This is a genomic window from Lunatimonas salinarum, assembly GCF_017811155.1.
Classification (GTDB): domain Bacteria; phylum Bacteroidota; class Bacteroidia; order Cytophagales; family Cyclobacteriaceae; genus Lunatimonas; species Lunatimonas salinarum.
Map to the genome: position 1 here is coordinate 93,360 of NZ_JACVCV010000003.1, position 26,454 is coordinate 119,813.

Annotated in this window: 17 protein-coding genes; 7 read left to right on the forward strand and 10 right to left on the reverse strand. The window is 41.7% G+C overall.

The genetic code is table 11. The features are described 5' to 3' along the window. The first annotated feature begins 10 nt into the window (after positions 1 to 10). The 5 genes from rocD (at position 11) to hemB (ending at position 5,839) form a co-directional block, all read left to right on the forward strand. Positions 11 to 1,315: an ornithine--oxo-acid transaminase gene (rocD, locus tag IAQ59_RS04220; protein WP_209329546.1), complete on the forward strand. Its 1,305-nt coding sequence runs from the start codon at positions 11 to 13 to the stop codon at positions 1,313 to 1,315. Continuing rightward, on the forward strand, positions 1,305 to 1,988 hold the full coding sequence (locus IAQ59_RS04225; RefSeq protein WP_209329547.1) for an HAD family hydrolase: 684 nt from the start codon (positions 1,305 to 1,307) through the stop codon (positions 1,986 to 1,988). The genes rocD and IAQ59_RS04225 overlap by 11 nt, the downstream gene beginning before the upstream one ends. Before the next feature lie 196 nt (positions 1,989 to 2,184). Next, a complete protein-coding gene (locus IAQ59_RS04230) occupies positions 2,185 to 3,246 on the forward strand; it encodes a glycosyltransferase (RefSeq protein WP_209329548.1) in 1,062 nt (353 codons plus the stop codon). A 74-nt stretch (positions 3,247 to 3,320) separates the two neighbouring features. After that, positions 3,321 to 4,628, forward strand: coding sequence for a UDP-glucose dehydrogenase family protein (locus IAQ59_RS04235; RefSeq protein WP_209329549.1), 1,308 nt, complete (start codon positions 3,321 to 3,323; stop codon positions 4,626 to 4,628). A gap of 239 nt (positions 4,629 to 4,867) precedes the next feature. Further along, the gene (gene hemB, locus IAQ59_RS04240; protein ID WP_209329550.1) at positions 4,868 to 5,839 is read left to right on the forward strand and encodes a porphobilinogen synthase; all 972 of its coding nucleotides are present in this window, start codon (positions 4,868 to 4,870) and stop codon (positions 5,837 to 5,839) included. A gap of 85 nt (positions 5,840 to 5,924) precedes the next feature. Here hemB and IAQ59_RS04245 read toward each other — a convergent pair whose 3' ends face one another. The 3 genes from IAQ59_RS04245 to dnaK form a co-directional block, all read right to left on the reverse strand. After that, entirely contained in the window at positions 5,925 to 6,662 is a 738-nt protein-coding gene (locus IAQ59_RS04245) for a DUF6733 family protein (protein ID WP_209329551.1), read from the reverse strand. 417 nt (positions 6,663 to 7,079) lie between these two features. After that, entirely contained in the window at positions 7,080 to 7,454 is a 375-nt protein-coding gene (locus IAQ59_RS04250) for a co-chaperone GroES (RefSeq protein WP_209329552.1), read from the reverse strand. A 137-nt stretch (positions 7,455 to 7,591) separates the two neighbouring features. Next, on the reverse strand, positions 7,592 to 9,511 hold the full coding sequence (gene dnaK, locus IAQ59_RS04255) for a molecular chaperone DnaK (RefSeq protein WP_209329553.1): 1,920 nt from the start codon (positions 9,509 to 9,511) through the stop codon (positions 7,592 to 7,594). A 248-nt stretch (positions 9,512 to 9,759) separates the two neighbouring features. On the opposite strand from dnaK, the gene IAQ59_RS04260 reads away from it, so the two are divergent. After that, positions 9,760 to 10,569: an MOSC domain-containing protein gene (locus tag IAQ59_RS04260; protein WP_209329554.1), complete on the forward strand. Its 810-nt coding sequence runs from the start codon at positions 9,760 to 9,762 to the stop codon at positions 10,567 to 10,569. 400 nt (positions 10,570 to 10,969) lie between these two features. Continuing rightward, positions 10,970 to 15,580 carry a malectin domain-containing carbohydrate-binding protein gene (locus IAQ59_RS04265; RefSeq protein WP_209329555.1) on the forward strand — a complete coding sequence of 1,537 codons (4,611 nt, stop codon included), beginning with the start codon at positions 10,970 to 10,972 and terminating at the stop codon, positions 15,578 to 15,580. 293 nt (positions 15,581 to 15,873) lie between these two features. Here IAQ59_RS04265 and IAQ59_RS04270 read toward each other — a convergent pair whose 3' ends face one another. The 7 genes from IAQ59_RS04270 to IAQ59_RS04300 all read right to left on the reverse strand — a co-directional run bounded on the left by IAQ59_RS04270 (position 15,874) and on the right by IAQ59_RS04300 (position 26,388). Continuing rightward, positions 15,874 to 16,824 carry a glycosyltransferase family 47 protein gene (locus IAQ59_RS04270; protein WP_209329556.1) on the reverse strand — a complete coding sequence of 317 codons (951 nt, stop codon included), beginning with the start codon at positions 16,822 to 16,824 and terminating at the stop codon, positions 15,874 to 15,876. 366 nt (positions 16,825 to 17,190) lie between these two features. After that, complete coding sequence (locus IAQ59_RS04275; protein WP_209329557.1) at positions 17,191 to 18,294, reverse strand: glycosyltransferase family 4 protein; 1,104 nt, start codon at positions 18,292 to 18,294, stop codon at positions 17,191 to 17,193. 521 nt (positions 18,295 to 18,815) lie between these two features. Further along, positions 18,816 to 19,817, reverse strand: coding sequence for a glycosyltransferase family protein (locus tag IAQ59_RS04280; protein ID WP_209329558.1), 1,002 nt, complete (start codon positions 19,815 to 19,817; stop codon positions 18,816 to 18,818). 101 nt (positions 19,818 to 19,918) lie between these two features. Beyond that, positions 19,919 to 21,163, reverse strand: a complete 1,245-nt coding sequence (locus tag IAQ59_RS04285; protein ID WP_245189425.1) for a glycosyltransferase family protein — start codon at positions 21,161 to 21,163, stop codon at positions 19,919 to 19,921. Positions 21,164 to 21,273: 110 nt separating this feature from the next. Further along, positions 21,274 to 22,530 (reverse strand): hypothetical protein, encoded by a 1,257-nt coding sequence (locus IAQ59_RS04290; protein ID WP_209329560.1) that lies wholly within the window; start codon positions 22,528 to 22,530, stop codon positions 21,274 to 21,276. A 48-nt stretch (positions 22,531 to 22,578) separates the two neighbouring features. Further along, positions 22,579 to 23,949, reverse strand: a complete 1,371-nt coding sequence (locus IAQ59_RS04295; RefSeq protein WP_209329561.1) for a lipopolysaccharide biosynthesis protein — start codon at positions 23,947 to 23,949, stop codon at positions 22,579 to 22,581. Positions 23,950 to 24,003: 54 nt separating this feature from the next. After that, positions 24,004 to 26,388: a GumC family protein gene (locus tag IAQ59_RS04300; RefSeq protein WP_209329562.1), complete on the reverse strand. Its 2,385-nt coding sequence runs from the start codon at positions 26,386 to 26,388 to the stop codon at positions 24,004 to 24,006. Positions 26,389 to 26,454 lie beyond the last annotated feature (66 nt).

Here is a 26,454-nt window from a genome sequence, read left to right on the forward strand (position 1 = left end):
AAAACCGACTATGTCTGATGTAATCACAGCCAGCGAGCAAGCCATTTCCCTAGAAAACGACCACGGAGCCCATAATTATCAACCGCTACCCGTGGTACTCGCCAAAGGAGAAGGGGTATTTCTTTGGGATGTCGAAGGAAAAAGGTACTATGATTTCCTATCTGCCTACTCGGCTGTAAACCAAGGACACTGCCATCCACGCATAGTAAAAGCACTTCAAGAACAGGCTGAAACCCTCACGCTTACCTCTCGGGCTTTCTATAATAATGTATTAGGACTCTATGAGAAATACCTTACGGAGTATTTTGCCTTTGACAAGGTGCTTCCCATGAATACAGGGGTAGAAGCGGTAGAGACTGCGCTGAAAATTTCCAGAAAATGGGGATATGAACGAAAAGGTATACCAGAAAACCAGGCCAAAATCATAGTAGCCGAAAATAATTTTCACGGGCGGACTACCACGGTAGTCTCCTTCTCTAATGATGAAAATGCCAGAAGAAACTTTGGCCCGTATACTCCGGGCTTCATCCGTGTCCCATACAATGACATCGATGCACTCGAAACAGCACTTACAAACAATCCAGAAACCGCTGCCTTCCTAGTGGAACCTATTCAAGGAGAGGCGGGGGTATTCACTCCTGCGGAAGATTACCTTTCCAAAGTAGCGTCATTATGCAAAAAGCACCAAGTACTGCTGATAGCGGATGAGATACAGACAGGCATCGCCCGTACAGGCTCCCTGCTCGCAGTATGTGGAAACTGCACCTGCGAAGGTCACTGCGAGCGACAATCTACGTACATAAGACCAGACATATTAATCTTGGGTAAAGCTTTATCCGGTGGCTTCCTTCCGGTTTCCGCCGTTCTGGCAGACGACCCGATTATGAGCGTGATCCAGCCAGGTCAGCACGGATCTACATTTGGAGGAAACCCATTGGGAGCAAAAGTCGCGATGGCTGCCTTGGAAGTAATCAAGGATGAGCGCCTTGCTCAGAATGCCCGTTTGTTGGGACACATTTTCAGAACTCGGATGCAGCGCATCGTAGAGAAGTCACCTTTGGTACAGGAAGTGCGCGGAAAAGGCCTTTTGAATGCGATTGTGATCCATTCACCTTCATCGAGCTCCGTCGCTTGGAATATTTGTCTGGCACTGCGGGACAACGGACTTTTGGCAAAGCCTACCCACGGCAATATTATCCGGTTTGCACCGCCATTGGTCATGACCGAAGAACAGCTCCTGGAGTGCTGTGACATTATAGAATCGACCATTTTAAACTTTCAAGTGCAACAAAAAAATGAAATTGATGGGCAATAAAGCGGTAATTTTTGACATGGATGGAGTCATTTGCCACACCAATCCGTATCATTCCCAAGCCTTTCGGGTATTTTTCGCAAAGCGCGGTCTATACCCTACAGAAGCGGAATTTTCCCAACATATGTACGGCAAAAGCAATAGCTATATATTCAGGCATTTCTTGGGCAGAGAAGTGACAGGAGAGGAATTTGCCGCATTGGAAGAAGAAAAAGAAGGTTTATTCCGAGAGATTTACGCAGACAAAGTAGCTCCGATCGCCGGATTTACTGCATTTTTTGAAGATTTAAAGAAAACAGGATTCCGAACCGGAGTGGCTACATCAGCGCCTTATGCGAACTTGGCTCTCATCATGTCAAAACTTGACATAGCTCCGAAAATGGAATCGATACTGGCCAGCGAGCATGTGTCCAAACATAAGCCCGACCCCGAAGTCTATCTCAAGTCTGCCGCAAATCTACAAGTCGACCCCTTGCAATGTGTGGTGTTTGAGGATTCATTTTCCGGAATTACGGCGGCCATAAACGCTGGAATGACCGTAGTGGGTGTACTATCCTCGCACACAAAAGAAGAACTTCCTCCGTGCAATCATTACATAAATGATTACATGGAAATCAATACGGCTTTCATAGCCTCCGTAATTGAAAAAAAACACCTTTCTAATTTTCGAAATTGATAACGCCTTTTACTTAACTAGATTAGGTTTCTAGCAAAATTTTCTTTAAAGTTTATTAAGTTTGTGAACAAAATCTTACCTTTTACGCCTGCGTTGTGACAAAAGTCCGATTCATAAAAAAGTGGAGCATTTTATACATCTTCCTAGTATAACCTCAGCAATTTTGTATTATTCTTTATCATAAAATTACATCAAAATGAAGAAGATCGTTTTAGTTTCGAGCTATACTTTTCATTACAGATTAAAGGTTTATAATTACTTTTCTAAAAGATTTCGAGAGTTAGGGTACGAATTCGTGCTGTTGACGGAGGGAAAAGACAACATAGATGGTGAACTGCATTTCCGGACGATCGTAGAAAAGCCAGGCATTATGAGATATATCAGGTGCATAGAAAACGAAAAGCCTGATGCAATCATAACTTTTCTAACACTGAAAGACCTGGTGAATTTCCCAGTTTCCCTTTATTGCAAAGCAAAAAATATTCCACTCGTAGCATGGACTAAAAGTATTGACATCAAAACCCCAAACCATAAATTAAAAAACTTTTTATATCACAGACTACACGACCTTGCGGATGCCATGGTCCTTTACACACCCAACGAAATTAAATTTGTCAAAAAGAAAAACCACCATAAGGTATTCTTTGGATATAACACGCTATCCTTTGACGATTTTGAAAAAGAAAAAGTCCCGGGGATTGACTACGTCAAAAAGAAGTATGGCATTCGAGAAAACACGATTGTTCTTTTCGCAGCAACCATAAAGCCTGATAAAAACCTAGATGCGCTTTTGGATTTCCCCTCCATGAACAAAAACATTGCAGTGGTAGTGGCGGGAAGAGGTATAACTGATGAGCAAAAAAATAAAATTGCCACGCTCGATAACTATTATTATATTGGCCAAGTACCTTATGACGATTATGAAATGAATGCGCTTTTCAAATCAGCGAGCTATTTCACAACACCTGGAGACCTTGGGTTGGCGCTTAATCAGGCACTATTTTGGGCAAAACCGGTTGTTGCGTTGGATGGCCCCCACTCAGTGGAGGTTTACTACCTTAACAGTGGCTATAACGGGTACTTGGCCAAGGATATGAGTGATTTCTGGGCTTTTATTGATTCTATGGAAAACGACCAAGACGCCTACCATAAACTCACTGAAAACTGTCAGGAAACCTTTAATAGCAAGGCTGATATTTCAAATATGTTCAAAGGTTTTATTGATGCCATCAATTTTGCCATAAAACACAGAAAATAAGGCGGCTAAACACCAGCCTTGATTTAGGTCAACATCTTATTGAAATTTATCGCAAACGTAAAAATTTACAAAAAATGAACATTTCGATTTTTGGATTGGGGTATGTAGGCTGTGTAAGCCTGGGGTGTCTGGCAAACAACGGACACAGAGTTATCGGAGTAGACATCAATGATTTTAAGGTTGACCTCATTAATTCAGGCCAGCCAACGATAGTTGAAAAGGATATTGACAAAATAATCAAAGAGCAATTTGAACAAGGAAGAATATCGGCTACGACAAATGCCAAGGAGGCAATAATTGACTCGGAAGTTAGTATTGTCTGTGTAGGCACTCCGTCCTCACCACAAGGCCACTTAAACCTTTCCTACATTTTTAAAACCGCTGAACAGATCGGGGAAGCACTCCGCGACAAGGACGCTTTTCACACGATTGTCATTAGAAGCACCGTTTTGCCGGGAACGAACAAACGATTTGGAGAGATAATCGCCCAGTTTTCAAAAAAAGAACGAGGAAAACACTTTACCGTCGTTTCAAATCCTGAATTTCTCAGAGAAGGAACTGCTGTAAAGGATTACAACAATCCCTCAGTGACTGTGCTGGGTGGCGACCACGCTGAGGCTTTAGAAAGTGTGGCCTCATTATACAGACATCTGGATGCCCCCATTGAGATCACGGACATTGAAGTAGCTGAAATAATCAAATACGTAAACAACGGGTTTCACGCGTTGAAAATCTCCTTCGCAAACGAAATTGGCAATATTTCGAAAGCACTAAACATTGACTCTCATAAAGTGATGGAACTGTTTTGCAAAGACACCCACCTGAACATATCCCCCGCCTATTTTAAGCCAGGCTTTGCTTATGGAGGTTCTTGCTTGCCAAAAGACCTGAAAGGTTTGGTAACGCTCGGACACGACCAATATGTTTCTACCCCTGTCTTAAGTGGTGTACATGAGTCAAACGAAAACCAAAAAAGAATTGCCTACGAATTAATTGAGCGAACCGGAAAACGAAACATCTGTTTCATCGGTCTTTCATTCAAGGAAGGAACCGACGATTTAAGATATAGTCCCTCTGTAGACCTAGCCGAGAAACTTATCGGTAAAGGATATAAAATCTCAATTTTTGATGAAAATGTTCATCTGTCAAAATTGATAGGTGCCAACAAGTCCTTTATTGATGAGCACCTTCCCCACCTTTCCGAATTAATAGTAGGCGAAATTGAACAGGCCGTTTCCCAGGCTGACGTAGTCTTGATCAACCATAGAAACTTCAATGGTGGAAAATATAAAGACCTTCTAACTCAAAAAACAGCTATTGTAGACTTGGTTAGAATCCCAGCGTTGGAGAACCTTCCGAATTACGTCGGGCTTTGTTGGTAAGAAATAAAAAACTGGTAAAAAAATATCCCCTTAATTCACTTTGGGGATATTTTTTTTTGGAGCTCCGCCCAATTGCCGAGCCCCCTAATACCCTTTCCTAGTTCCCCCCAAGTACCAATGTCCCTTAAGAAAGCATTTCCGTGAAATGCAAATCAATTTGATTAGTTCAGCCTTCACCGCTATCGATAGAAAATTGATAACTTTGGACATCAAAAACAATCAGATAAAACTGAATCAACATGCTCAGAAGACCTCGTAGAAACCGTAAATCAGAAGTTATCCGAAACATGGTCGAAGAGACTCGTTTATCGGTAAAAGACTTAATTTTGCCGCTCTTTTTGTTGGACGGGAAGAACCAAAAAATGGAAGTATCTTCCATGCCGGGAATCTATCGATACTCCACTGACTTACTGCTGAAAGAAATCGACACGTGTATGAATTTGGGAATAATGGCCTTTGATATTTTCCCAGCATACCCAGAGTCTAAAAAGGACGAGACTGCGACTGAAAGCTATAACCCGGATACTTTCTACTTAAAAGCCATTTCTTCGGTCAAAAGAAACTTTCCAGAGGCCTGCATCATGACGGATGTAGCGATGGATCCCTATAGTTCTGATGGCCATGATGGGTTGGTTATTGACGGAAAGATTGTAAATGATGAAACCCTAAAAATACTCGGCAAAATGGCCTTGGCCCAGGCGGAAGCCGGCGCGGATATTTTAGGGCCATCGGACATGATGGACGGACGAGTTGGATATATTAGGCAACTCCTGGATGAAAACGGCTTCCAAGACGTTTCCATTATGGCTTACACAGCCAAGTACGCCAGCGCATTCTATAATCCATTTCGGGATGCACTTGACTCCGCTCCTAAATCAGGAGACAAAAAAACATACCAAATGAACCCAGCCAACGCCATAGAGGCCTTGATAGAAGCAGAACTTGATTTCAATGAAGGCGCAGATTTTTTAATGGTAAAACCAGCACTGGCTTATTTGGACATAATCAAGTTACTGAAAGATCACTTTAACATCCCAATAGCGGCATACAATGTCAGTGGCGAATATGCCATGATCAAAGCCTCCGCATTAAATGGTTGGCTAGATGGAGAGCGGGCTATGCTGGAGAGCCTACTCAGTATCAAGCGAGCGGGCGCAAACATCATTTTAAGCTACTTTGCGAAAGAATTTGCGATCCTGCAAAAGCAATAGATTTCGTTTAAAGTCTAACAATAAAAAAAAGCGCCAGGCTATTTCAAGTCTGGCGCTTTTTTTTATCGGCAATCTCACAAACCACTTAGAAGCTAAATCCAGTATTAAGTTTAAAGAATGAATCATTTCCTTCTACCAAATCTCCGCCACCTGCAAATCGGGCAAATGCTCTTCCACTAGGATCAGAGAATTGAATGTAGGGTCCGAGCCACTGATAAAGTGTAACAGACTCCGGAACGTTAGAACCAGCAGAGTTATTCAATTGCTCATAATGAACACCCAGCGAGAAGAAACTGGAGGCCTTTACACCGAAATTAGCCCAATAGTGAAGATAGGCTCTGGTAGATCCACCAGTAGGTGCCAAATCCCTCAATGGAGCGTAGTACCCCAAATAAAACTCACCTTCTACCGATTGCTTGTCCAACCCCACTACGATGTTGGGGACAATACCTTCACCAAACACGGCAGGTCCGGCAGCGGTAGAAGAAAGCAAACTACCATTGAGTATACCAATGGAGGGGTTCACATTAAGACCGTCGGCTACTGTAAAGTCCATACCTACGCCAAACTCAGTCCAGTTGCCCCAGCCACCGCCAGTACCTCCTGACCATAATATACCATAAAATGTAAACGCAGAAGATTCAGATACTTCGTAAGACCCGGCGAAGTAGGGATAGAATCCGAAGAACTGATCCGAATTTAGCGTTACATCAAAACTAAACTTGTCATCTGACTGCGAGAATGCTGGAGATGCTGCCAAAGACAACAACAAGGTAAGGACCACTACTACCTTTGAGAAAGCTGGAATGTCAATTTTTTTCATCTTTTTGATTGATTTAGGTTGTTTTTTAAATTGAAACGAAACAGAATAAAATTCTTATTCAACTAGGTATTCTTTACAGACCCAATATTAACCGTTAATTACGACTAACGCAAATTTTTCTTTATTTTTGGTTATTTTTTTTACCACAAAGTTATCATCAATGAATGATTTACAATTTTTTGGTCTTATTATTGATTGATTAAAAAACAACTAAATCTTAATTAATCGTAATTAATAAAACACAAATAGACAATACTTAATTATTTTATATTGTATAACGTATTAAAATCCGAATTTAGTACCATTTAAACTTAGGCCATATTTAGTATCTTCAAATAGCCAAAAACAAAAAAACCACCCAAGTAACGACGTTCTTGGGTGGTTTTTACCCCACTAGTGGGTGTGAATTCCAATTGACTAAAGGTCCTCTTCTCGCTCAAGCATAAGAATGGCGTTTTGCGGCACGATAAAATACTTTTCACCTTCGTAAACCACCTCGTAGGCACCATTAAGTAAGAAAACGGCCAAATCCCCTTCCTTCGCCTGAAGTGGAATATATTTTACTCCTTCTCCTTGATCCTTCCAGGGCTCGTTTTCCTCCACAGGGAGCGGAATCGGATAGCCCGGCCCTGCCTTGATAATATATCCTTGCTGAATCTTTTCCTTTTCCTGCACCCCCGGCGGCAAATAAAGCCCACTGGAGGTCTTTTGGTCTGACTTCTTTAACTTTATCAATAACCTATCCCCCACAATAATGAGCTTCTTCAACTTGTTGTCTGAGGTTAACTCCATGGTATACATTTCTTTTTTTGATACAGTCTCGCTTGAATGACTAATTACGGATACCCGATTTTCCACGGGTCACTATACAAATAGCGGCATTCCTATCAATGGAACGCCGCTATATTTAATAACCGTCACCGGAAAACCTATTTTTTATCTTCTTCATTAACCTCTTCGTAGTCTACATCAGCCACGCCATCTCCAGCAGAACTACCTGCATTCGCTTGCGCACCTTCGGCACTTGCACCCGGTCCACCTTGCGTAGCATTGTAGATTTCCTGCGAAGCAGCCGCCCATGCCGCATTGAGCGCCTCAATTCCTGCATCTATACCTGCCAAATCCTGCGATTGATGCGCAACCTTCAGCTTCTCCAAAGCAGCATTTATGGAAGACTTATTTCCCTCGGATAGTTTTTCCCCGTACTCCTTCAACTGCTTTTCGGTTTGGAATATTTGTGAATCTGCCTGATTCACCTTATCTATTCTTTCCTTTTCAGCTTTGTCAGATGCTGCGTTGGCTTCCGCCTCCTTCTTCATACGCTCTATCTCATCCTGAGAAAGCCCCGAAGAAGCCTCTATTTTGATTTTTTGCTCCTTGCCAGTTCCTTTGTCTTTTGCCGAAACACTTAAAATACCGTTCGCATCGATATCAAATGTCACTTCGATCTGCGGCACTCCCCGGGGGGCGGGAGGAATATCCGCCAGCTGAAACCTTCCAATGCTACGATTGTCCTTTGCCAAAGGCCGTTCTCCCTGCAGTACATGTATGTCAACCGCAGGCTGATTATCCGCCGCAGTGGAGAAAACTTCAGACTTTTTCGTTGGAATAGTTGTATTGGCTTCGATAAGCTTCGTGGAGACACCTCCCATCGTCTCTATTCCAAGGGAAAGTGGCGTCACATCTAGCAAAAGCACATCTTTTACTTCGCCGGTAAGCACTCCTCCTTGGATGGCTGCGCCGATAGCCACCACTTCATCTGGATTTACCCCTTTGGAAGGTTTTTTGCCAAAGAATTTTTCTACTTCTTCTTGAATTTTGGGAATCCGAGTGGATCCTCCCACCAATATGACCTCGTCGATGTCTGATGGGGAAAGACCGGCATCACTCATTGCCTTTTTTACCGGTTCCAGTGATCTTTTGATCAAACTCTCTGAAAGCTGTTCAAATTTAGACCGGGTAAGGTTTCTTACCAAGTGCTTTGGACCAGACTGAGTTGCGGTAATATAAGGAAGGTTAATTTCTGTGCTGGATGAACTGGACAGTTCAATTTTAGCTTTTTCTGCAGCTTCCTTCAAGCGCTGCAGCGCCATGGGGTCTTTACGCAGATCCATGTCTTCTTCAGCTTTGAACTCTTCCGCAAGCCAATTGATAATCACCTGATCGAAATCATCTCCTCCAAGATGCACGTCCCCATTAGTAGACTTCACTTCAAAGACGCCATCCCCCAACTCCAAAATAGAAATATCGAAGGTACCGCCGCCCAGGTCGTACACCGCAATCTTCATGTCTTGATTTTTCTTATCAAGACCGTAGGCTAAAGCTGCGGCGGTAGGCTCATTTATGATCCTCTTTACTTCCAAGCCGGCTATTTGGCCTGCTTCTTTCGTGGCTTGTCGCTCTGCATCATTGAAATACGCGGGCACGGTAATAACAGCCTCCGTAATTCCCTGACCAAGAAAATCCTCTGCAGTGGACTTCATTTTTTGCAGAATCATCGCAGAAATCTCCTGAGGGGTATAATTCCTGTCACCGATTTTTACAACAACCGTATCGTTGGAACCCTTGTCTATTGCGTAGGAAATATGCTTCTTTTCCTCCGTTATTTCCGAAAATTTCTTACCCATGAATCGCTTCACAGAAGAAACCGTGTTTTGCGGGTTGGTAATTGCCTGCCGCTTGGCCGGATCACCTACCTTTCGCTCCCCATTTCCATTGTCCAAAAAAGCGACTATCGAAGGCGTGGTTCTCCTTCCTTCGCTGTTTTGAATTACTACGGGTTCACTCCCTTCCATTACGGCAACGCATGAATTGGTCGTACCCAAATCAATACCAATAATTTTTCCCATGATATATATGTTAGATTTTATGTTTTCAATAATTACAAACACAATCCTAACAACCCTTGTGCCAAGCGACACTCATTGGACTTTCGCGCCAAATTGGCAGTACAAATGACAGTATTTATTACGAAATGGCAGAAAAAATTAATTTTTTGGCATGATTTTCCCTATAAGCCAATTTTGCCAAATTCTACCACATGGCAAAAGCCAAACTACTGATATGAACACATATACCACTAGATCCCTACTCACAAATGAAACTAAAAGACATCTACTCCTATCCTATAAAATCACTGGGTGGGATACGACATGCAAGATCTGAAGTTTTGCCCATTGGGCTAGCAAACGATAGACGATGGATGTTGGTTGATAAAGCCGGAAACTTTTTGACCCAACGAACCATCCCAAAGATGTGCATGCTGGAAGTACAGATCCAAGGACCCGGACATTTATTGGTCAAAGAAAAAGGTATCCAAGGCGAGGAAATTGAAATCCGGTTGGCCACAGATGTCGGGAAGACCAAGCAAGTCACTGTATGGGGTGATAAATTGCCCGCGACGACCTTTAATGACTCCATCAATGGCTGGTTTACCTCCCGACTCAATACACCCTGCGAACTCGTCTATATGGAATCGGAACAGTCCCGTCAACTATCTGGCATTCCAGAACCTTCATTCGTAAGCTTTGCGGATAGCTTGCCTATTTTACTAACGAGTCAATCTTCCCTGGATGAATTAAACCGTCGGTTAAATGAACCGATACCCATGGACAGATTTCGACCAAACTTGGTGATTGAAGGAGCATCACCCTTTGAAGAAGATGGCTGGGACCGAATACGCCTCGGAACCGCCATATTAAAAGTAGTCAAGCCTTGTGCAAGGTGTGTGGTCACTACCATAGATCAAAAAACCGGCAAAAAGAGCCCTGAGCCTTTAGCTACGCTGGCCAAGTTTCGCAGAAAAGGAAACGATACCTTTTTTGGACAAAACCTTATGGTGGAGCAGGCAGGGCATATCGAATGCGGCGGGCCCGTTGAACTGCTCGAAAGGAAATGGGTGTCCTGATCTATCGCATCGGATAAAGACAAAATAACCGAATTTGATAGCTGGCATAGGCCATCAAAACATCTCTTCAAAGGAGTTTACAAGGATTTGACACACAAACATTTATATTAATATTTTAAGTATTGGTTTATCAAATACTTTTTTATTAATATTACGTGCGGAAAATTCGGTTCAAACGACACGTCCGGCAAAATACCCATAGTATGTTTTGGTTTACCACCCACTACGTACTTAAATAATAACAAGAAAGAATAGCTAATCACCCATAAGTTGTACTTTCTACCTTCCACCTCTATCCTGATTCAACTTATTGATTCGGCATAGAAAAAAACTGACCCAAAGTTAAACCCTTGTTTTAAAATTACCATTGAAAAACCAACCATCTAAAACTTAACATTAAATGAAAGCAAGTTTAGCCTTTTTGGTAACCATCATTGCACTGTGGAGCGGTTTTAGCTCCCAGCCTGTTGAAGCTGCCAACTACTACTTTTCTTCTTCGGTGGGTGATGACTCAAGGACTGATGCACAGGCACAAAACCCAAACACTCCATGGAAGTCAATTGATAAGTTAAATGCCGTAATCCGAAATTTACAACCGGGCGACAATGTTTATTTTCGACGTGGTGACACTTTTCATGGAACCATCACGATCTCGCGTGCGGGAAGCCCCGGAAGTCCTATTCGATTCGGTGCATATGGATCCGGGGATTCACCCATAATCACCTCCTTTGTCACCTTGTCCAACTGGTCCTCTCGTGGAAATGGTGTTTTTGATGCGGCAATTCCAAATCTAAGATCAACTGCCATCAGTGTTGTACTCGTGAACAACCAAGTTCAGGAGATGGGAAGATTCCCAAATAGCGATGCCACCAACAAAGGTTATATTACCTACGAGTCCGTTTCTGGTAGCAACACGATTGTCAGTCAGTCCCTCAGCTCGTCTCCTAACTGGACAGGAGGTGAGGTTGTCATGCGTAAGATTTTTTGGATAACAGACCGACATCGGATCACTTCCCATAATGGCAACAGCCTTTCATTCGCCAATAATCCAGAAACTAGCTACTCCCCTCGTGCAGGGTATGGTTTTTTTGTTCAAAATCACCCCCAAACCTTGGACAAATTTGGTGAGTGGTACTTCAACCCTTCCAACAGACGATTGCATTTGTTTTTGGGAAATAACCAACCCAATAATACCAAAGTAGAAGTAGCCACACACGACTACCTCGTCAATAATTCGACTTCTGTTAGAGATGTGGTTTTTGAAAATCTCCACTTTAGGGGTGCCAATAAGGATTTGATTTCCTTTTCAGCGGGTAATAATCTCAGTATTCAAAATTGTGTTTTTGAGTATGCAGGGGCGAGTGGTTTAGAATTAAACGAAATGGGTAATTCTAGAATGCTCAATTCAAGGGTGTCAAATGTCAATGACATTGGGGTAAATCTACGCTTTTCCCAAAACTTTACACTGCGAAACAATACGATCGAAAACATTTACCTCATGCCAGGTATGGGGCTTAGTGGGGATAACAGAGGGCTAGGAGTATTCGCAGTTGGAAATAACGTATTAGTCGAAAATAACCGCATTTTAAATTCAGGATACATAGGAATTCGGTTTGGTGGAAACAATACCGTTGTGAAGGAAAACTACATCGATCAATTCTGTTTGACAAAAAATGATGGGGGTGGTATTTATGCATACAGCAATAGATTCACTAAAAACTCTGGAAGGCGCGTAATCAACAACATTATCTTAAACGGTGTTGGCGTGATAGAAGGAACCGACCGGGGATTCACACTAAGCAGACCACAAGCGGAAGGGATCTACTTAGACGATAATGTAAACGGTGTAGAAGTTTCCGGAAATACTATTGGAAACATAACATCCAAGGGTATTTACTTACACAATACCGAAAACATACAGGTAAGGAACAACACCATTTACAACAGCAATTATTTGATTTTTCTGCGAAACGACAACATGGGCAACCCGTTGACCAACAATCTCTTTGAAGGAAATAAGCTTCTCATAGATAGTCCATTTCAACAGTTTATCCACGTATACAGCATATACAACGATGTACCACAGCTTGCGGACTTCAACAACAACTACTTTGCGTCGCCTTTTTATGACGACTATAGAATACAGGTGAAATACAATGCTGGTACGAGTAATGAAGTAAACCAATTATTCAACCTTAATTCGTGGAGAAATGCCTATGGCAAGGATCGAAATTCCTACCTACTCACAAAGAAAATCGATCTTGTTACTACCAAAAGTACAATCGGGCAAAACAAGATTGCCAACGGCAGTTTTAACTCCAATGTTACTGGGTACTTGTGTAGTAATTGTACGGCAAGTTGGGATAACTCCGGTCAACTAAATGGTGGCTCGATGAGGGTAGACACTAGGCGAAACACCATGCTTTCTACAATTTCCGGCCCATTAACCCTTGGTAAAACCTACCGGGTCAAATTTACCGCTAGAGGAAATACCTCGCATCATTTATCCCTTTATTTCAGACATTCCGGCTCCCCTTGGCAGCCCATTTCTGCGACACAAAGTGTAGAAATCGTCAACGAAAGGAGAGATTATGAGGTTTTCATCCAACCAATTGAAACGGTGGAAAATTCCAGGTTGATGATGACGTCTCCAGATCCTTCCAATTTTCATTTCTTTATCGATAACATCGAGGTTCACGAAGTTGACGTAGATAAAAAAAAACCCTCAGATTACGTTTTATTTGAATACAATCAAACTACTGGGACCAGCGGAATACCCTTGGTAGGGCAGTTTGTTGACGTTAGAAACACACAATATAGCGGAAGTGTCCAACTGGCACCCTATTCCTCAGTCTTGTTAATCAAAAGTGACGCAGGCACCATAGATAAGGTAGAGAAACCTACCGTTACCCTCAACCTACCACAAAATACTTCTTCCTGGATAGAAGGGAATACTATTCAACTCTCGATAAGCTCAAATATTAGTGACACGAATATTTCGAGGGTTGAATACTTTAACAATGGAACGCGAATCGGAATGTCAGAAACAGCGCCATTTGGTTTCAATTGGTCTAATATCCCTGCGGGCACACATAACCTTAGCGCAAAATTAACCGATGTCAACGGCCAATTCGCTGATTCGGATCCTATCCGTATAAATGCGCTTCAAAAAGCTACGGAATCAGCAAGTGGTTTCTCTCTTTACCTAAATATTGGCTCTTCCCAGAGCACGGCAATCTCCGGGGTACCGTTTACAGGAGAAAACTCCGGGCAGAGCTACCACCAGAACTCCAGGATATTTACCATCACAGACAACCAAATAGATCAACTCTTTACCTCCGAACGCTTCGGTACCACTATGCGGTTTTCGATTCCATTGCCAAATGGAACCTACGTGGTACGGACATTACACAATGAACTATGGTTTGGGAAAAACGGCCCTCCTGCCAGTCAAGGTCAACGCGTGTACAGTATCTTGATGGAAGGTAGAACGGTAAAATCAAACTTCGACCTATTCCTCGAAAATGGAAACAATCCAATAGTCCTTACATTTAATAACATCGACGTGACAGACGGCGTACTGGATCTGTCTTTCAATGCCGTATCGGACAACCCTACCATTTCGGGAATTGCCATCGACCATATAGGAAACAATATCAGTCCGCTGACTCCGACGTTGAATACCACTTCACCAGTAGGTCCATCGCCACGTCCCACTATAAATCCCATCTACCTAAATGCAGGATCCTTGGATGATGTCACATACCTGAATAGCGTGTTCAGGGGCGACGAGTCCAGTTCCTTTCCATCGCCATCCAGAACCAGTCAGGTTTTAGATGCGAATGTACCCGACCTTTTCAAAACCGAAAGGTTTTCAAGGAGCTTCAGCTACGACATACCTGTCCCTAACGGTGCGTACACGGTCGTCACCTACCACAATGAACTTTGGTTTGGTTTGGCAGGTCCATCTGCAGCTCCCGGAAGGCGTATCTTCAATATTGCATTAGAGGGACAATCTGTAAAAGAAAATATTGACTTGTTTGTTGAGAACGCCAATCGCCCTACAGCATTTACATTTAAAAATATCCAAGTTGAGGATGGTGTGCTCACACTTTCTCTATTGGGAGTCAGAGAGAATGCTACCATTTCTGGTTTGGCAATAATACCTGAGGGAGCTACAACGGACATAACACCTATACAGCCCATAAGTGTAAACCCAATTTTCATTAATGTCGGTAGTTTCTCTGGTACCGCTTACCAAGGAATTGATTTCCAGGGAGACGACAATCTTGAATATTTTGACCTAAGATCCAGAACTACCTTAAATAACGATGCATCAGGTATCGAATTATTCAGATCAGAAAGATTCCAAAGTAATCTCACCTACACGATCCCAGTACCCACAGGGTCCTACGATGTATTCACCTTTCATAATGAACTCTGGTTTGGCCATAGAGGTCCAACAGCAGCGCCCGGAAGGAGAGTATTTGATATTTACTTGGAAAACAGGTTGGTGAAGTCAAATTTTGACTTGTTTATTGAGAATGGCAACCGGGAAACCACCCTACGATTTTCGGATATACTGGTAGAGGATGGATTTCTAAACCTATCATTACTCGCTTCTCAGAATAATGCCACGCTATCCGGATTGGCCATAATACCCAAAAACCAAAGTGGTATTTACAATCTTCGAACCTATGGCGAAGATGAGTTCTCCTTCGATGGCGTACTAGAGAGCAACATGAAGCTTCTTGATGCTGCATTCACGCTGTATCCAAATCCTGCCAGCCATAGTGCTGTATTGCAAGTATCTGAAAACATCAGCATCAAAGGAATTGGTGTTTACGCTACCAATGGACAACTTGTGAAGTACATTAACCCAGCAAATGGATCTGAAAGTGCAAAGACATTTGTGCTTCCTCTTGATGACGTAAAAGACGGTGTGTATATTCTAAACATTCATACTGCAAACGAACAAAGTAAAAAGCTTCGATTGATCGTAAAACATTAAACAAGGTCGTTGTGGCAATGTATAGGCTGTACCCTCACTAGGTACAGCCTATTTTTTTTAACCCCAAGTTTTGCTAAATGATGAGAATAGGGAGAAAAAGAGGATGGTAAAACTGTTCCTTTAATATGAAAAACCCTACAAAAATGCAGTGACTGCAGGCCAATACAAAAAACAATTGTTTCGGCTGAAAAGGTTGAAAAATAAAGTACCATGGCCATATCAAAAAGCTGGCCTAGACTGTCAGTGGCCCTTCCATGGAAACCTGCTTAAAGGATCTTGTATCTTTTCAGGAATTACTGCTTTTTGGAATCTACTTCCTTCAAACAGTTGTAAATATAATGTGCCATTCCCTGTTCAGAGCAAACCTCCTTCCACCATTGAATGGTTGCTTGCTGAATGGCATGCAACTCTTCTGGATCCTTCAGTAATTTTTTAACGATGTCAATGCCCTTTCGCCAATCCCGCACTTGAATAATTGGGGAATTTCGGTAAAACGGTATATTGGGAAGCCTTTCCGACACAATCACACAACCTGCCCGCATACCCTCGTAATGCCTGAAGCATTCGGTTTGCGTAAAGCCTCTGGGACATAAAATAATCTTACTCTCCGAGAGCACCTTTCCATAAGCAGCTGTATCTAAGCCCGACTTAAAGCCGCTATTGAATGCCAAAATGGAATTACCTAACGAGCCATTAAAGTTATCCGACAATTTTAAAAGCAACTTCCTATACCAATCCGATTTGAGAAATCTCTGAGACGGAAGCAGCGATCCATGAGGTGAAAAAGACCTGTAAAAATCAATTCTGTTCTTATTAAGATTACCCTGAAAAAAAACATCGTATCCCCGCTGCTTTACCTCCTTCATGGGGAAAACAGGCACATCCCTTACGTAGCCAATGCCCAATGGGAAAATATTCTCAGCTGTCCTTTTTTCGCCAATGTACGATTTGAATATTGCAAAGTAATTACTTGCATACGATGACACATCCTTCGCGGATTCATCCGAAAAGTATAACAGCACCTTCTTCCTACCACTTTTATTATCTTTACTTACTGGGAGTTTTCCGGTCTTGTGCTCGGAAAAGATATGGAAATCAAAATCTCCAAAACGTTGCCCCATTTCCTTCTCAAGTTCCAAAACCAGGTTGTGGATATACAACGACTCATTTAACTCCTCAAACTCGTAGGATGAATTCGGGTCAAAAAAAACATTTTCTATCTCAAATATATCTCTCAAAGCCATATTTTGTGTATACAAGCTGTTAGACAAATCCTAACCTATAAAGTATGAGGTAAAATCGGGAAAAGACAGGTAAACACGACCCAATCCTATTCAGGAACACTCAAATCAAACGGAGTATTACCACGACCAACTATACTATCTAAGCTTTAGTCTCAAAGAATCGTAAGTCGCACAACACGGTGGTTTTCTGTCATAATTCTTGTCCGTTAAGGTTTCTCTCCATCTCTATCAAGAAGGGCCATAAGGCATTACATATTTAGTTCCCCTCATCTATTCTTCAGTGCCTCTTATCTGTCCTCAAATCCAGAGCGAAGGTCTATTTGATCATTCTTAGATAATTAAACGATTAAATCCTATGATTCTCCTTTACCTATTAAAATCTAAATGATCCTTTTTCCGAATCTTGCCCTTTTTCTTCGCATACACAAAGGACAGAATTTTAGTCAATCTTTCCGCATAAACGTCCATATTAAAACGGTTTTCAAAAATATCCTTTGTCTTTTCAATCATTTCCTGCCTCAAAGGCTCGTTTTCCATAAGTTTCCTTACTGCAGAAACCCAACCCTCTACATCCCCCATAGGTACAGTTAACCCAATCCCCTCCTTTTCAACATCCAAGTTAAGTGTAGGTGTTTCCGTAATAATGACAGGCTTTGACAGCGCGATCACATCCTGCAGACTTGTCATGCCCTGACATCCCTGCTTCTTCAGGGGATACTTGAGGGGAATCAGCACCGCCTTGGACTTTTGATATACGGAGAGCAGCTCATGGTACGGAACAAAACCGGAATGTAGAACCACATTAGGAGGGAGATCACCCACATCAGTAATTGCTGAAACTGGCGCATAAATGACCAACTTATACGGCAGACTACGAAAAGCCTCCACCAAAGTAGTATAATCTCTAGAAGTTAACCCCGCACTTATTAAATACGGCTCTTCATCATCCTCTGCCAATTCAGGCAACCGCTTATAAAACTGCTTTTCCGGACCCCACTGAGCGGTAAATATCGTAGCGTTCTCCAATTCCTTAGGCAAATCTAACTGCCTTAGCGTATGGTCTTTAAGGGCTTCACTTAAAAAAATCACACCATCATACGCCGTCAATAGCGATTTTGACAAGCTGCGCCTCAGCTTACTTGTGGAATTTGTCCCTAGAAAAGGCTGATGTATCGCCACCACCAATGGCTTACGAAACAGTCCTAACCATTTTAAGTATAGCAAAAACTTGGTGTTGGCCGTTGAATAAGGTGCGTAGATTATATCGTACTTACTACCTGAAAAGAAGATCCTAATCTGATGGTCCAAGTGCCTGATTCCGAACTTATCCCCGATGACATCCAAAAACTTATACTTTTGATGAGGAAGTATAGACATCGCTATTTCATTGCCTTGGTCTAGCTCAACCTTACCCCATACATGATGGCTACCTCCTTTCCCCATTTTCCAGAGATCGTAGGTATATTCCATAGAATAGCTATTTGCTAAAAGCACTCGTATCATGATTCTCTCTAAAATTACTCCTTAAAAATCATAAAGTAATAAAATATCAAACATATTTACAACAACATAATTCATCAAGCTAAGACATTTACACAAACCCTCGATTCTTTCTTATGATAAGCTCCCAAATGTGCGACTAAGCAGGATTACAGCAAATTTATATTCATTGTTCATCGATAGTGGCCATCTAATTAAACTTGCTATTTACGGAAAGAAATACGTTTGAAAGGTTCATACAGTACTCCTTATCTACCTCAGCCATCCCTCGGAAGTTGTTCGATAAACATTTCCTATCCTGCCTCCAAAGTGCTTCAGGGATCAAATGGGAGAGCTAACAACCGGATGATTACAAAATCCTGCGGGGATTTCCATCAAAAGGAGTATTCGCTTTGTATTCCTGCGCTGAACAATAAGTCCCTAACACCTCAACGTGCGACTCAATCAACTCTTGAATTACCAATTCTCCCTTGCTTCTCATCGGTACGAAATCAAACCAACCCCACTAGCTTTTTCGCAAACCCCTCCCAGCTATTTTGTTCACAAAACTTACTTACTTGATCCAATTCAACTTTAGTAGGTACCTTAAATGACCTACACGCTAAAACGACCTCGGAAAAATCATCGTATACCTGCAAAACGTCCAAACAGGACAAGTCCTTGAATGCTCCATAGCGGGGTCCTAATATTCTACAATTCATCCGCAATGTATCCATCAATGCGCCCGAGCTAAGAATTGTTTCGGCTTTGTAGGTAAATAACACATATTTGGATTCTTGCGCTAGCTTGGCCAATTCCTCTAAGCCCAAGAGCTCATCCCTATACTGTCTTTTCGAATTCATAAACCCCACTAGTCGAGCCTTGTAATCCGGATTCGGACATTTTCCTACTACCAGCACCTGTAGGTCATCAACCCCATGGTTATCCAGGTATTCCAAAAACAAATCTACTCCTTTATATGGAAACAGCGATCCCCATATTAGAATATCGTGTTTTTTTTCAGGCTCATTTGACGGAACAGCAAATGGAGGCTCTATCGGATGCGGAATAACCTGTACCTTACCTAATGCCTTTGGATAATGGGTTTTCACAAAAACTCTTCCCTCATTAGAATGGGTAACGATTTGATCAGCATCTGTCATTAGCCGATTAAATAGCGCATTTACCCAATATTTACTGCCACCATGATGGGATCCCTTATTATGCAACACCCAGATTATTTGCCGTTTAAGAATCCCTGCTACTTTCAGAAATAACATAAATGCAAGAGATTGCAATACGCCAAATTTTCTGGTGGGAAACGATTCCACCCAATTGAGAATGAAAACATCTGAGCGGAACAAAAAAATAAAAAGACTCAAGACCCCCCTATGCTTCGCATGCCGATTGACAACAGCCCCATGCTGACCTATTCCGGAAGCCAACTTATCTACATAGGGATTAGGAGATCCCTTTTTCCCTTGGTTTAATGGATAAATAAAAAATCGTTTCAATTGGTTGATAGTTAAGTTAGGACAATTAGAGAAAGCTGTTTGGTTCGATTTTTATAAGTGATTAGAATTTTTACTCCCATAAAATACGCTATGTAAACGTGTTATTCCTTCGGCGGTGATACAGAAGCGAGGTTTTCTAGCAAATTTCTAAGCTCCTCTCTGACTATTTCCGCGTCGTGCCTTTTCTCAGCAACACTTATCGCATTCGCCGCAAGTGTCTTCCGCAGTTGAACGTCCTCCAAAAGCTCCAGCAGTGCAGACTTCAGTGCCTTTTCGTTATTCTCCCCTACGACCTGCGCCCAGTTAAACTCTCTTGCATAATCGGATAAAGCGGTATCCAAAGGGGCCAGGATAAGAATAGGAGTGCCGGAAATCATGTATTCAGATGCCTTCGTGGGCATCGAGTAGCGAATAAAACTAAGCGACTTTGGGGAGAAATCGTAGGGTAAATACAAAATATCCGCCGCCCCGAACCTATCTGGAAGTTCCTCATAGGGTACAGGAGCCCTAAAGGTGATACACGTGTAATTCGCCATCCAATTCGTACGCTCTGGCACTTGTAATACAAAACGAATACTCAATCCCCTTTCGCTATTCAATTGATCAATCACATTTGCCATTAACTCCAGGGACTCATTGATCCCAAGCCCAATCCTACCCGCGTACAAAATTTCCGGATCCCTTGCCAAATTATAACTCGCCTTTTGACCCTTTCTCCAGAAATCCAATTGAATCGGATTATGGAAGGTTCGAAAATCAAATCCGTACCTTCTTTTATATTCCTTTGCCATGCCGTCGCTTATGCTCAGATGGAGCGATGTGTGCTTGAGCATATCCACAAAATCCTCATTAGACCTCCTTTCCCAATAGGAGCCAAAAACACTCTCGTGCTTTACCATCTCCAACCAATCATCCATCATATGAAAAGCCATGGGTTTCTTTAAGCCCCTTTGTACTTTCGTGCAAAAAATAGCCCTATGGCGGGTATGAGCCTGTGCATAAATCACATCTGGATCAAACTCACGCATCCAATTCAATAAGGCTGGAGATAATTCAATCTCGTGCAGCAACTCATAAACCCCTAAACGCAACAAGGGAGGCATTACCCATTCCGAAGATATTTTTGCCCTGAAATTATTTCGCTTCGGCAACCGATTTGAATCCGTTGCTTGTTGGACACGGAGTGGGCCTGATACAATTTTTCGCTTTACCAAGTTCAAAGGAAAACCCCACTTTAGCTCGTCCGCCCCCAAGACGTAATAATTATCACACACTTCAAATGACGTAGTCGAATCTACCAAATTACCCAGCGCTGCGACAGCGATGCGATCCTTAGGCCAATTCATAAATAAGTTGGTAAGCGTGATCCCTCCACCCGCTTTGCGATTAAATGGCTGAATCAAAATCAGTACTTTCGGAAAATGATGTGACTGCTCTAAATCCATTTCAAATTCAACTACAAAGGATCTGTTAATAATTTCTTTAACTTACTATCGGATAGTCTCCTTATCGTTGGAGAAAACCCTATACACACACAACTCCATACCAACATATAGTTAATATCAAAATTAAAAACATTCATCGGATAGAGGCTTAGAATCCATAAAAAAATCCAAATACCACTAGCCTTCGATAAAAGATTATTGGACCGAAATAAATTATTGATCATGGCTGGAACCATAAATAGCAATAGCATCCCAAGGTGAAGAATCCCTCCCTTTAGAATTATATTCAAGTAATCGGTTTCAATCATCGTCCTATATCCAGTAGTATCTTTGATATCAATATTTGGACACCAATATTTCCCATCAATACCCCTTCCAAAAGCCCAGTCTATCGCTTCAAAGTCTCTACGGAAGGCGACTTCTACCCCTGTACGGGTATCCTCCGTATTTCGGTCTTCTAGGGTAGCGAAAAAATTCTTGTTATTTCTATAAATCACATCCGAATAACTAATCACCACTACCGTAAAAAGCACAAAAAACAAGGCAATCAAAAATTTTCGATTGGCATAAAGGTAATAAACTGCCAGAAAAATCAGCAGATGCAAGAGTGCAATGACCATAATGGCTCGTCTAGCTCGAAAAATCGCAATGCCTAACATCCAAGATAGACTCACAAGGGACACCGCCACCTTTACTTTTGAATGGTAGATAAAAGTAATTAACAAAAACCCTATCGGCACCCCTAAATTTCTAACAAACCCTTCAAAGGTGAACTTCTCGTTAACATTAATATCATAATGAGTGGTCACTTGATCAAAAAACAGTAAATTCAGGATAAGAAAGGCTATTGCTCCGTAGAAAATAACATTAAATTGAAGCCTGTAAAACCTTATAGTCTTTGGAAACAACAAGACAATCGGAAAGAAATATTTGAAAAATCCATGAAATATCTGCGACTTTATATAATCATACTCATAAACAAATCCATTAAATATAATGTAAGTACACCAAATAAAATAAGAAAACAGTAAAATTCCCAAAAGCTCATTTCTCACTTTAAATTGAACCAACTGAACGGTTGCAAACAGCATGACCAATATACTAATGGACTGAATGCCCTGAACAACAACGTAAAATGAGGTTATGTAGGTACTCAAAATGGCCCGGCACAATACAAAAATGAAAAAAGATACCCAAAAAAGATGGAAATTTAGGTTAAGCTTTTCCACATATCTTTCATAATGGACGGATGTAGCTACCACATTCATAATACTCACTATTTAGTTCATCTATCTCATTTCACACACTTGACCCGGCTATTCCATCCATATTCCAGTCGCTGTATTATTCAAAATCTTCCGGGTTTGAACCAAATACACTACACCGGTTATTAAGAAGATGATGGTACTTGTCAAGGTAATCCCTACGAGGCCAAATAGTTTTCCAAAGTATATGGTGAGTGGGATATTGATTGACGCACAGCCAATGATAAGGTACAATTGCATTTGAATTTTTCCAATACCATTCAAAAAAAAGACATAAATTGTCTGAAAGCTATACGCGATTACATGAAAACTCATCGCAATGGAAAGTGCATAGGGAATGGATACCTTTTCTCCCACCCAAAACTGGTATAAGTAGGGAGAAGCAAACAAAATAAGAAAGGAAGCGAGAGAAGTCAAAACCCAAATCTTACGCATTTCGGCAAGTGTCTTATTAATCCAGTAAAAATCCTTTCGCACATAGGCTTCTGTAAATGCACTCCATAGCGGTGTCACAATGATCCCAAAACCCATGGTAACGACGCTGAATAACTTGTATGCAATATTGTACGGGGTTACTTCGCTTGGGCCAAATAGTTGGGTAATGATAATATTTTGTGTGCTAAAAAGTACCAAAATCCCGATCTGAATAATGAAGAACTTCATTCCCAAATTCAACAAGTCACCGACTAGCTTAAAATTGACCAAACGAAGTGTCGGCGCGAACCTCCGGTAGCTGGTATTAAAAAACCAAAAGGATGAAGCTAATAGCACCAACACGGGCGTCATACTAAGCGCAGAGGCCAAATAAACCAAGTTACCTTCTGTGGTTTTTGTCAGCGTAAATATCACAGCTAACGAAAGTAAACTCCCAAGTAGATTGAAGAAAGAAGCCTTGGCCGGCTCCTGATTCGCTGTGAGTACAGTTGTGATCAACTTTAAGACGAATTGTAAGCAAAAAAACGTAAAGACAACCAATGCAACGGTACTAAGCTCTTCAGCCATATCGGAAGGAGTATTCAAAATACTACTCCAATTCAAAAAATTGTTAGCCAACAAAAACACGCCCAACATGCCTGCCATAATCAGAACTAACACGGCATAGGTGGTACTTATATAGGATCTTGCCAATGTGAATTTCCCTTGGGCTACACTTTCTGCAAACTTATTTCGCAGTCCGTGACCAAAACCGATATCAAAAAACGAAAACCAACCAACAAGTGAACTGAGCGTCAACCATATTCCATAACGCGTATCGTCCACATAGTTCAGTGTCATCGGCACCAATACCAACGAGACAGCTATACTCCCACCTTTTATTAGAAAAGAGGCAAGGATATTTTTCTTTGCCTTGATACTACGCTCATGCCCTTTGTTTAAAAACCCTTTTAATTGGTTATAGAGCCGCGAAAACATTACCTTCATACTTCCCTTACAAAAGCGGCCAAATATCAGCTAAGCCAGCCACCTCAATTGCTATTAATCCCTCACACTAAACAACTTTCGTAATCCCTTCTTACTTGAATCTGGCTCATAGTATCCGTATTTATATCCATATCTATAGCTACTATTAACGATATCCTTCGCGTCGTTCAGCACGATCATCGGGTTTTTCAACTTTCTATCTTTGTAGTCCTCATTTAAGAGTTCAATCATACTAAACGGTGTATAGTTATAACGCATCACGAAAAGCGTCAAATCTACAAAATTAGAAAGTGGATAAGCATCCGCCACTTGGCCAACAGGTGCTGTGTCCAAAACAACAATATCATTTTCCTCCTTAAGAATCTCAATTAATTTTCCCACCCTTGGATCCAACATAATTTCGGATGGATTTTCCGGAATAGAACCACACCCGTAAAAAGTAAGGTTTTTAGATATGGACGGATCGTTGGAAGCAATGGTTGAAAGCTTCACATTCGGATCTAAAATGTAATCTGTAAGACCATATTCCGCTTCCAAATTAATACTACGTAACAACGCAGGTTTCCGAAGGTCAAATTCACAGATTGCCACTTTCTTACCTGTAAGCGCAAAACTGATCGCCAAATTTAACGCGATAAAGGACTTTCCTTCACCAGGAATCCCAGAAGTGATCATAATGACTTTCTTATCATGGGTGGGAAGTGCAAATTGAATATTTGTTCGAATCAACCGAAATTGCTCTGCCAGGGCAGTGCGCTTGGAACTTCCAATCACCTTGGCTTCCTTATCCTTTTTATGCACGATTTCGCCCAAAATACCCCGGCTTGTTCTCGATTGAACATCGTCTCTACTGATAATCTTGTCATTTAACTGATATTTCGCGATTACGTAACCGAAAGGGATGAGGAATCCAAGTGCTACAGCAAAAATCGAAATCAGCAGCTTATTAGGCTTGGATGGTTCATTTCCTGCTATTGCCCTATCAATTATCCTGGAATTGGAAACTGTGGTGGCTGCCAGGGAAAGTGCCGCTTCCTCTCTTTTTTCGACCAAATAGGTATAATGTTCCTGTTTGTTGACTTTTTCCCGGGTTATTTCTACCAACTGCCTCTCTATTTCGGGCACACGGCTAGACTGAAAATCCAATTGATTTACCCTTGCCAACAGATTATCCCTCGAGATTTCCAAGTTTGCCTTTATATTCCGTAGGTTATCAAGCAAACCGGTTCGTACACTTGATATCTGCTCCGTCAAGTTTTGAACCAATGGGCTTCCTGGCTGGGCTGTCCGCAACATCCGTTCTCTTTCTCTCTGAAGTTCATTGTAGTTCTCCACCAAGGATAAGAGTGTGGGGTCTTGTATATCCATGGTACTTGGAACCGCCTGAAAATCTCCAGATTGGGCAAGAATGTAATTCTCAATGGACTTTAATACTTCAAGGCGGATATTGTAACTGGATAACTGATTTCTGAAATTTTCGGCATTTTGAGAATATTGAATAGCATTTGCGCTTAACTGGGTAATCTTGTTTTCCCGCTTATATTGCTCCTCCATAGCCTCGATCTGACGCAACTCTTGAGTTACATCCGCCAGTTGCTCGTCGATAAACTCTAAGGTAGTAATTGCTGTCAAATTTTTATTTCGTACAGCTTCTCTATTATAAACCTCTACCAATTTATCCAATACCAAAGCTGCTTTTTGCGGCACCGGATCCGTAATGCTAATCCGTATGACACTGGCAAGCTTATTTACCACAAACACTTCCAATCGCCCCAAGTACCGCCACATGATTGCATATGGATTATCAAATACAATGCTTAACTCCGCACTTGGGTCAAAATACGGTGTCTTCTCAATAGTAAATGCACCGAACGGCTTCCGAATAGTGTCTCCATATACAAAACGATCGCCATTTCCCTGACTACCTACCAGCTCAAAGGTGTCGTCATTGATAACATTAAACTCAAAATCCGTCTCTAACTCTTTATAGTAAAAGGCCGTAGAATCGTATTCATGCAATGTTACATTCAGTGGTACCTGACTGCCATATACTTCCAAACGCCTGAATGCGTTGTCCTTTCGATACAGCAACACCCTAAAATCCAACTCATTCATCACCAGATTCATCAAACTGGCCGAATTAAGAACTTCTGATTCGTTTTCGACTAATTTGACTGACTGGTAATTCTCCAAATCACTGTAAATGGCATTTTGACTAAAATCCCCCCCTCGATTGGAAACGTTTATCAAAATAGTCGTTGAGGCAGGGTATTGAGGCACCGCATACATAAAATAAAGGGATGCCATACCTACCATTGTCAATACACCTAACACATACAAATACCAGTACTTTAGGTACCTTTGCAACGCTTGCTTCAAATTATTTTTATCAGTCCTTTCCGGCTCAAAGCCATCTAGCAGAATATCGGTAGGTTTCATGTTTCTTTAATTTCTTCTAAATCGACTCGATTGGCCCTCCTCCAAGGATTGGCGAGTACTCCGAAA

Coding starts and splice junctions, on each gene's coding strand:
- hemB (WP_209329550.1), top strand. CDS start 4,868: ATGCTCAGAAGACCTCGTAGAAACCGTAAATCAGAAGTTATCCGAAAC.
- IAQ59_RS04245 (WP_209329551.1), bottom strand. CDS start 6,662: ATGAAAAAAATTGACATTCCAGCTTTCTCAAAGGTAGTAGTGGTCCTT.
- IAQ59_RS04275 (WP_209329557.1), bottom strand. CDS start 18,294: ATGGAATATACCTACGATCTCTGGAAAATGGGGAAAGGAGGTAGCCAT.
- IAQ59_RS04295 (WP_209329561.1), bottom strand. CDS start 23,949: ATGAAGGTAATGTTTTCGCGGCTCTATAACCAATTAAAAGGGTTTTTA.
- IAQ59_RS04270 (WP_209329556.1), bottom strand. CDS start 16,824: ATGGCTTTGAGAGATATATTTGAGATAGAAAATGTTTTTTTTGACCCG.
- IAQ59_RS04260 (WP_209329554.1), top strand. CDS start 9,760: ATGAAACTAAAAGACATCTACTCCTATCCTATAAAATCACTGGGTGGG.
- IAQ59_RS04265 (WP_209329555.1), top strand. CDS start 10,970: ATGAAAGCAAGTTTAGCCTTTTTGGTAACCATCATTGCACTGTGGAGC.
- IAQ59_RS04300 (WP_209329562.1), bottom strand. CDS start 26,388: ATGAAACCTACCGATATTCTGCTAGATGGCTTTGAGCCGGAAAGGACT.
- IAQ59_RS04235 (WP_209329549.1), top strand. CDS start 3,321: ATGAACATTTCGATTTTTGGATTGGGGTATGTAGGCTGTGTAAGCCTG.
- dnaK (WP_209329553.1), bottom strand. CDS start 9,511: ATGGGAAAAATTATTGGTATTGATTTGGGTACGACCAATTCATGCGTT.
- IAQ59_RS04250 (WP_209329552.1), bottom strand. CDS start 7,454: ATGGAGTTAACCTCAGACAACAAGTTGAAGAAGCTCATTATTGTGGGG.
- rocD (WP_209329546.1), top strand. CDS start 11: ATGTCTGATGTAATCACAGCCAGCGAGCAAGCCATTTCCCTAGAAAAC.
- IAQ59_RS04225 (WP_209329547.1), top strand. CDS start 1,305: ATGGGCAATAAAGCGGTAATTTTTGACATGGATGGAGTCATTTGCCAC.
- IAQ59_RS04285 (WP_245189425.1), bottom strand. CDS start 21,163: ATGAATTGGCCTAAGGATCGCATCGCTGTCGCAGCGCTGGGTAATTTG.
- IAQ59_RS04290 (WP_209329560.1), bottom strand. CDS start 22,530: ATGAATGTGGTAGCTACATCCGTCCATTATGAAAGATATGTGGAAAAG.
- IAQ59_RS04230 (WP_209329548.1), top strand. CDS start 2,185: ATGAAGAAGATCGTTTTAGTTTCGAGCTATACTTTTCATTACAGATTA.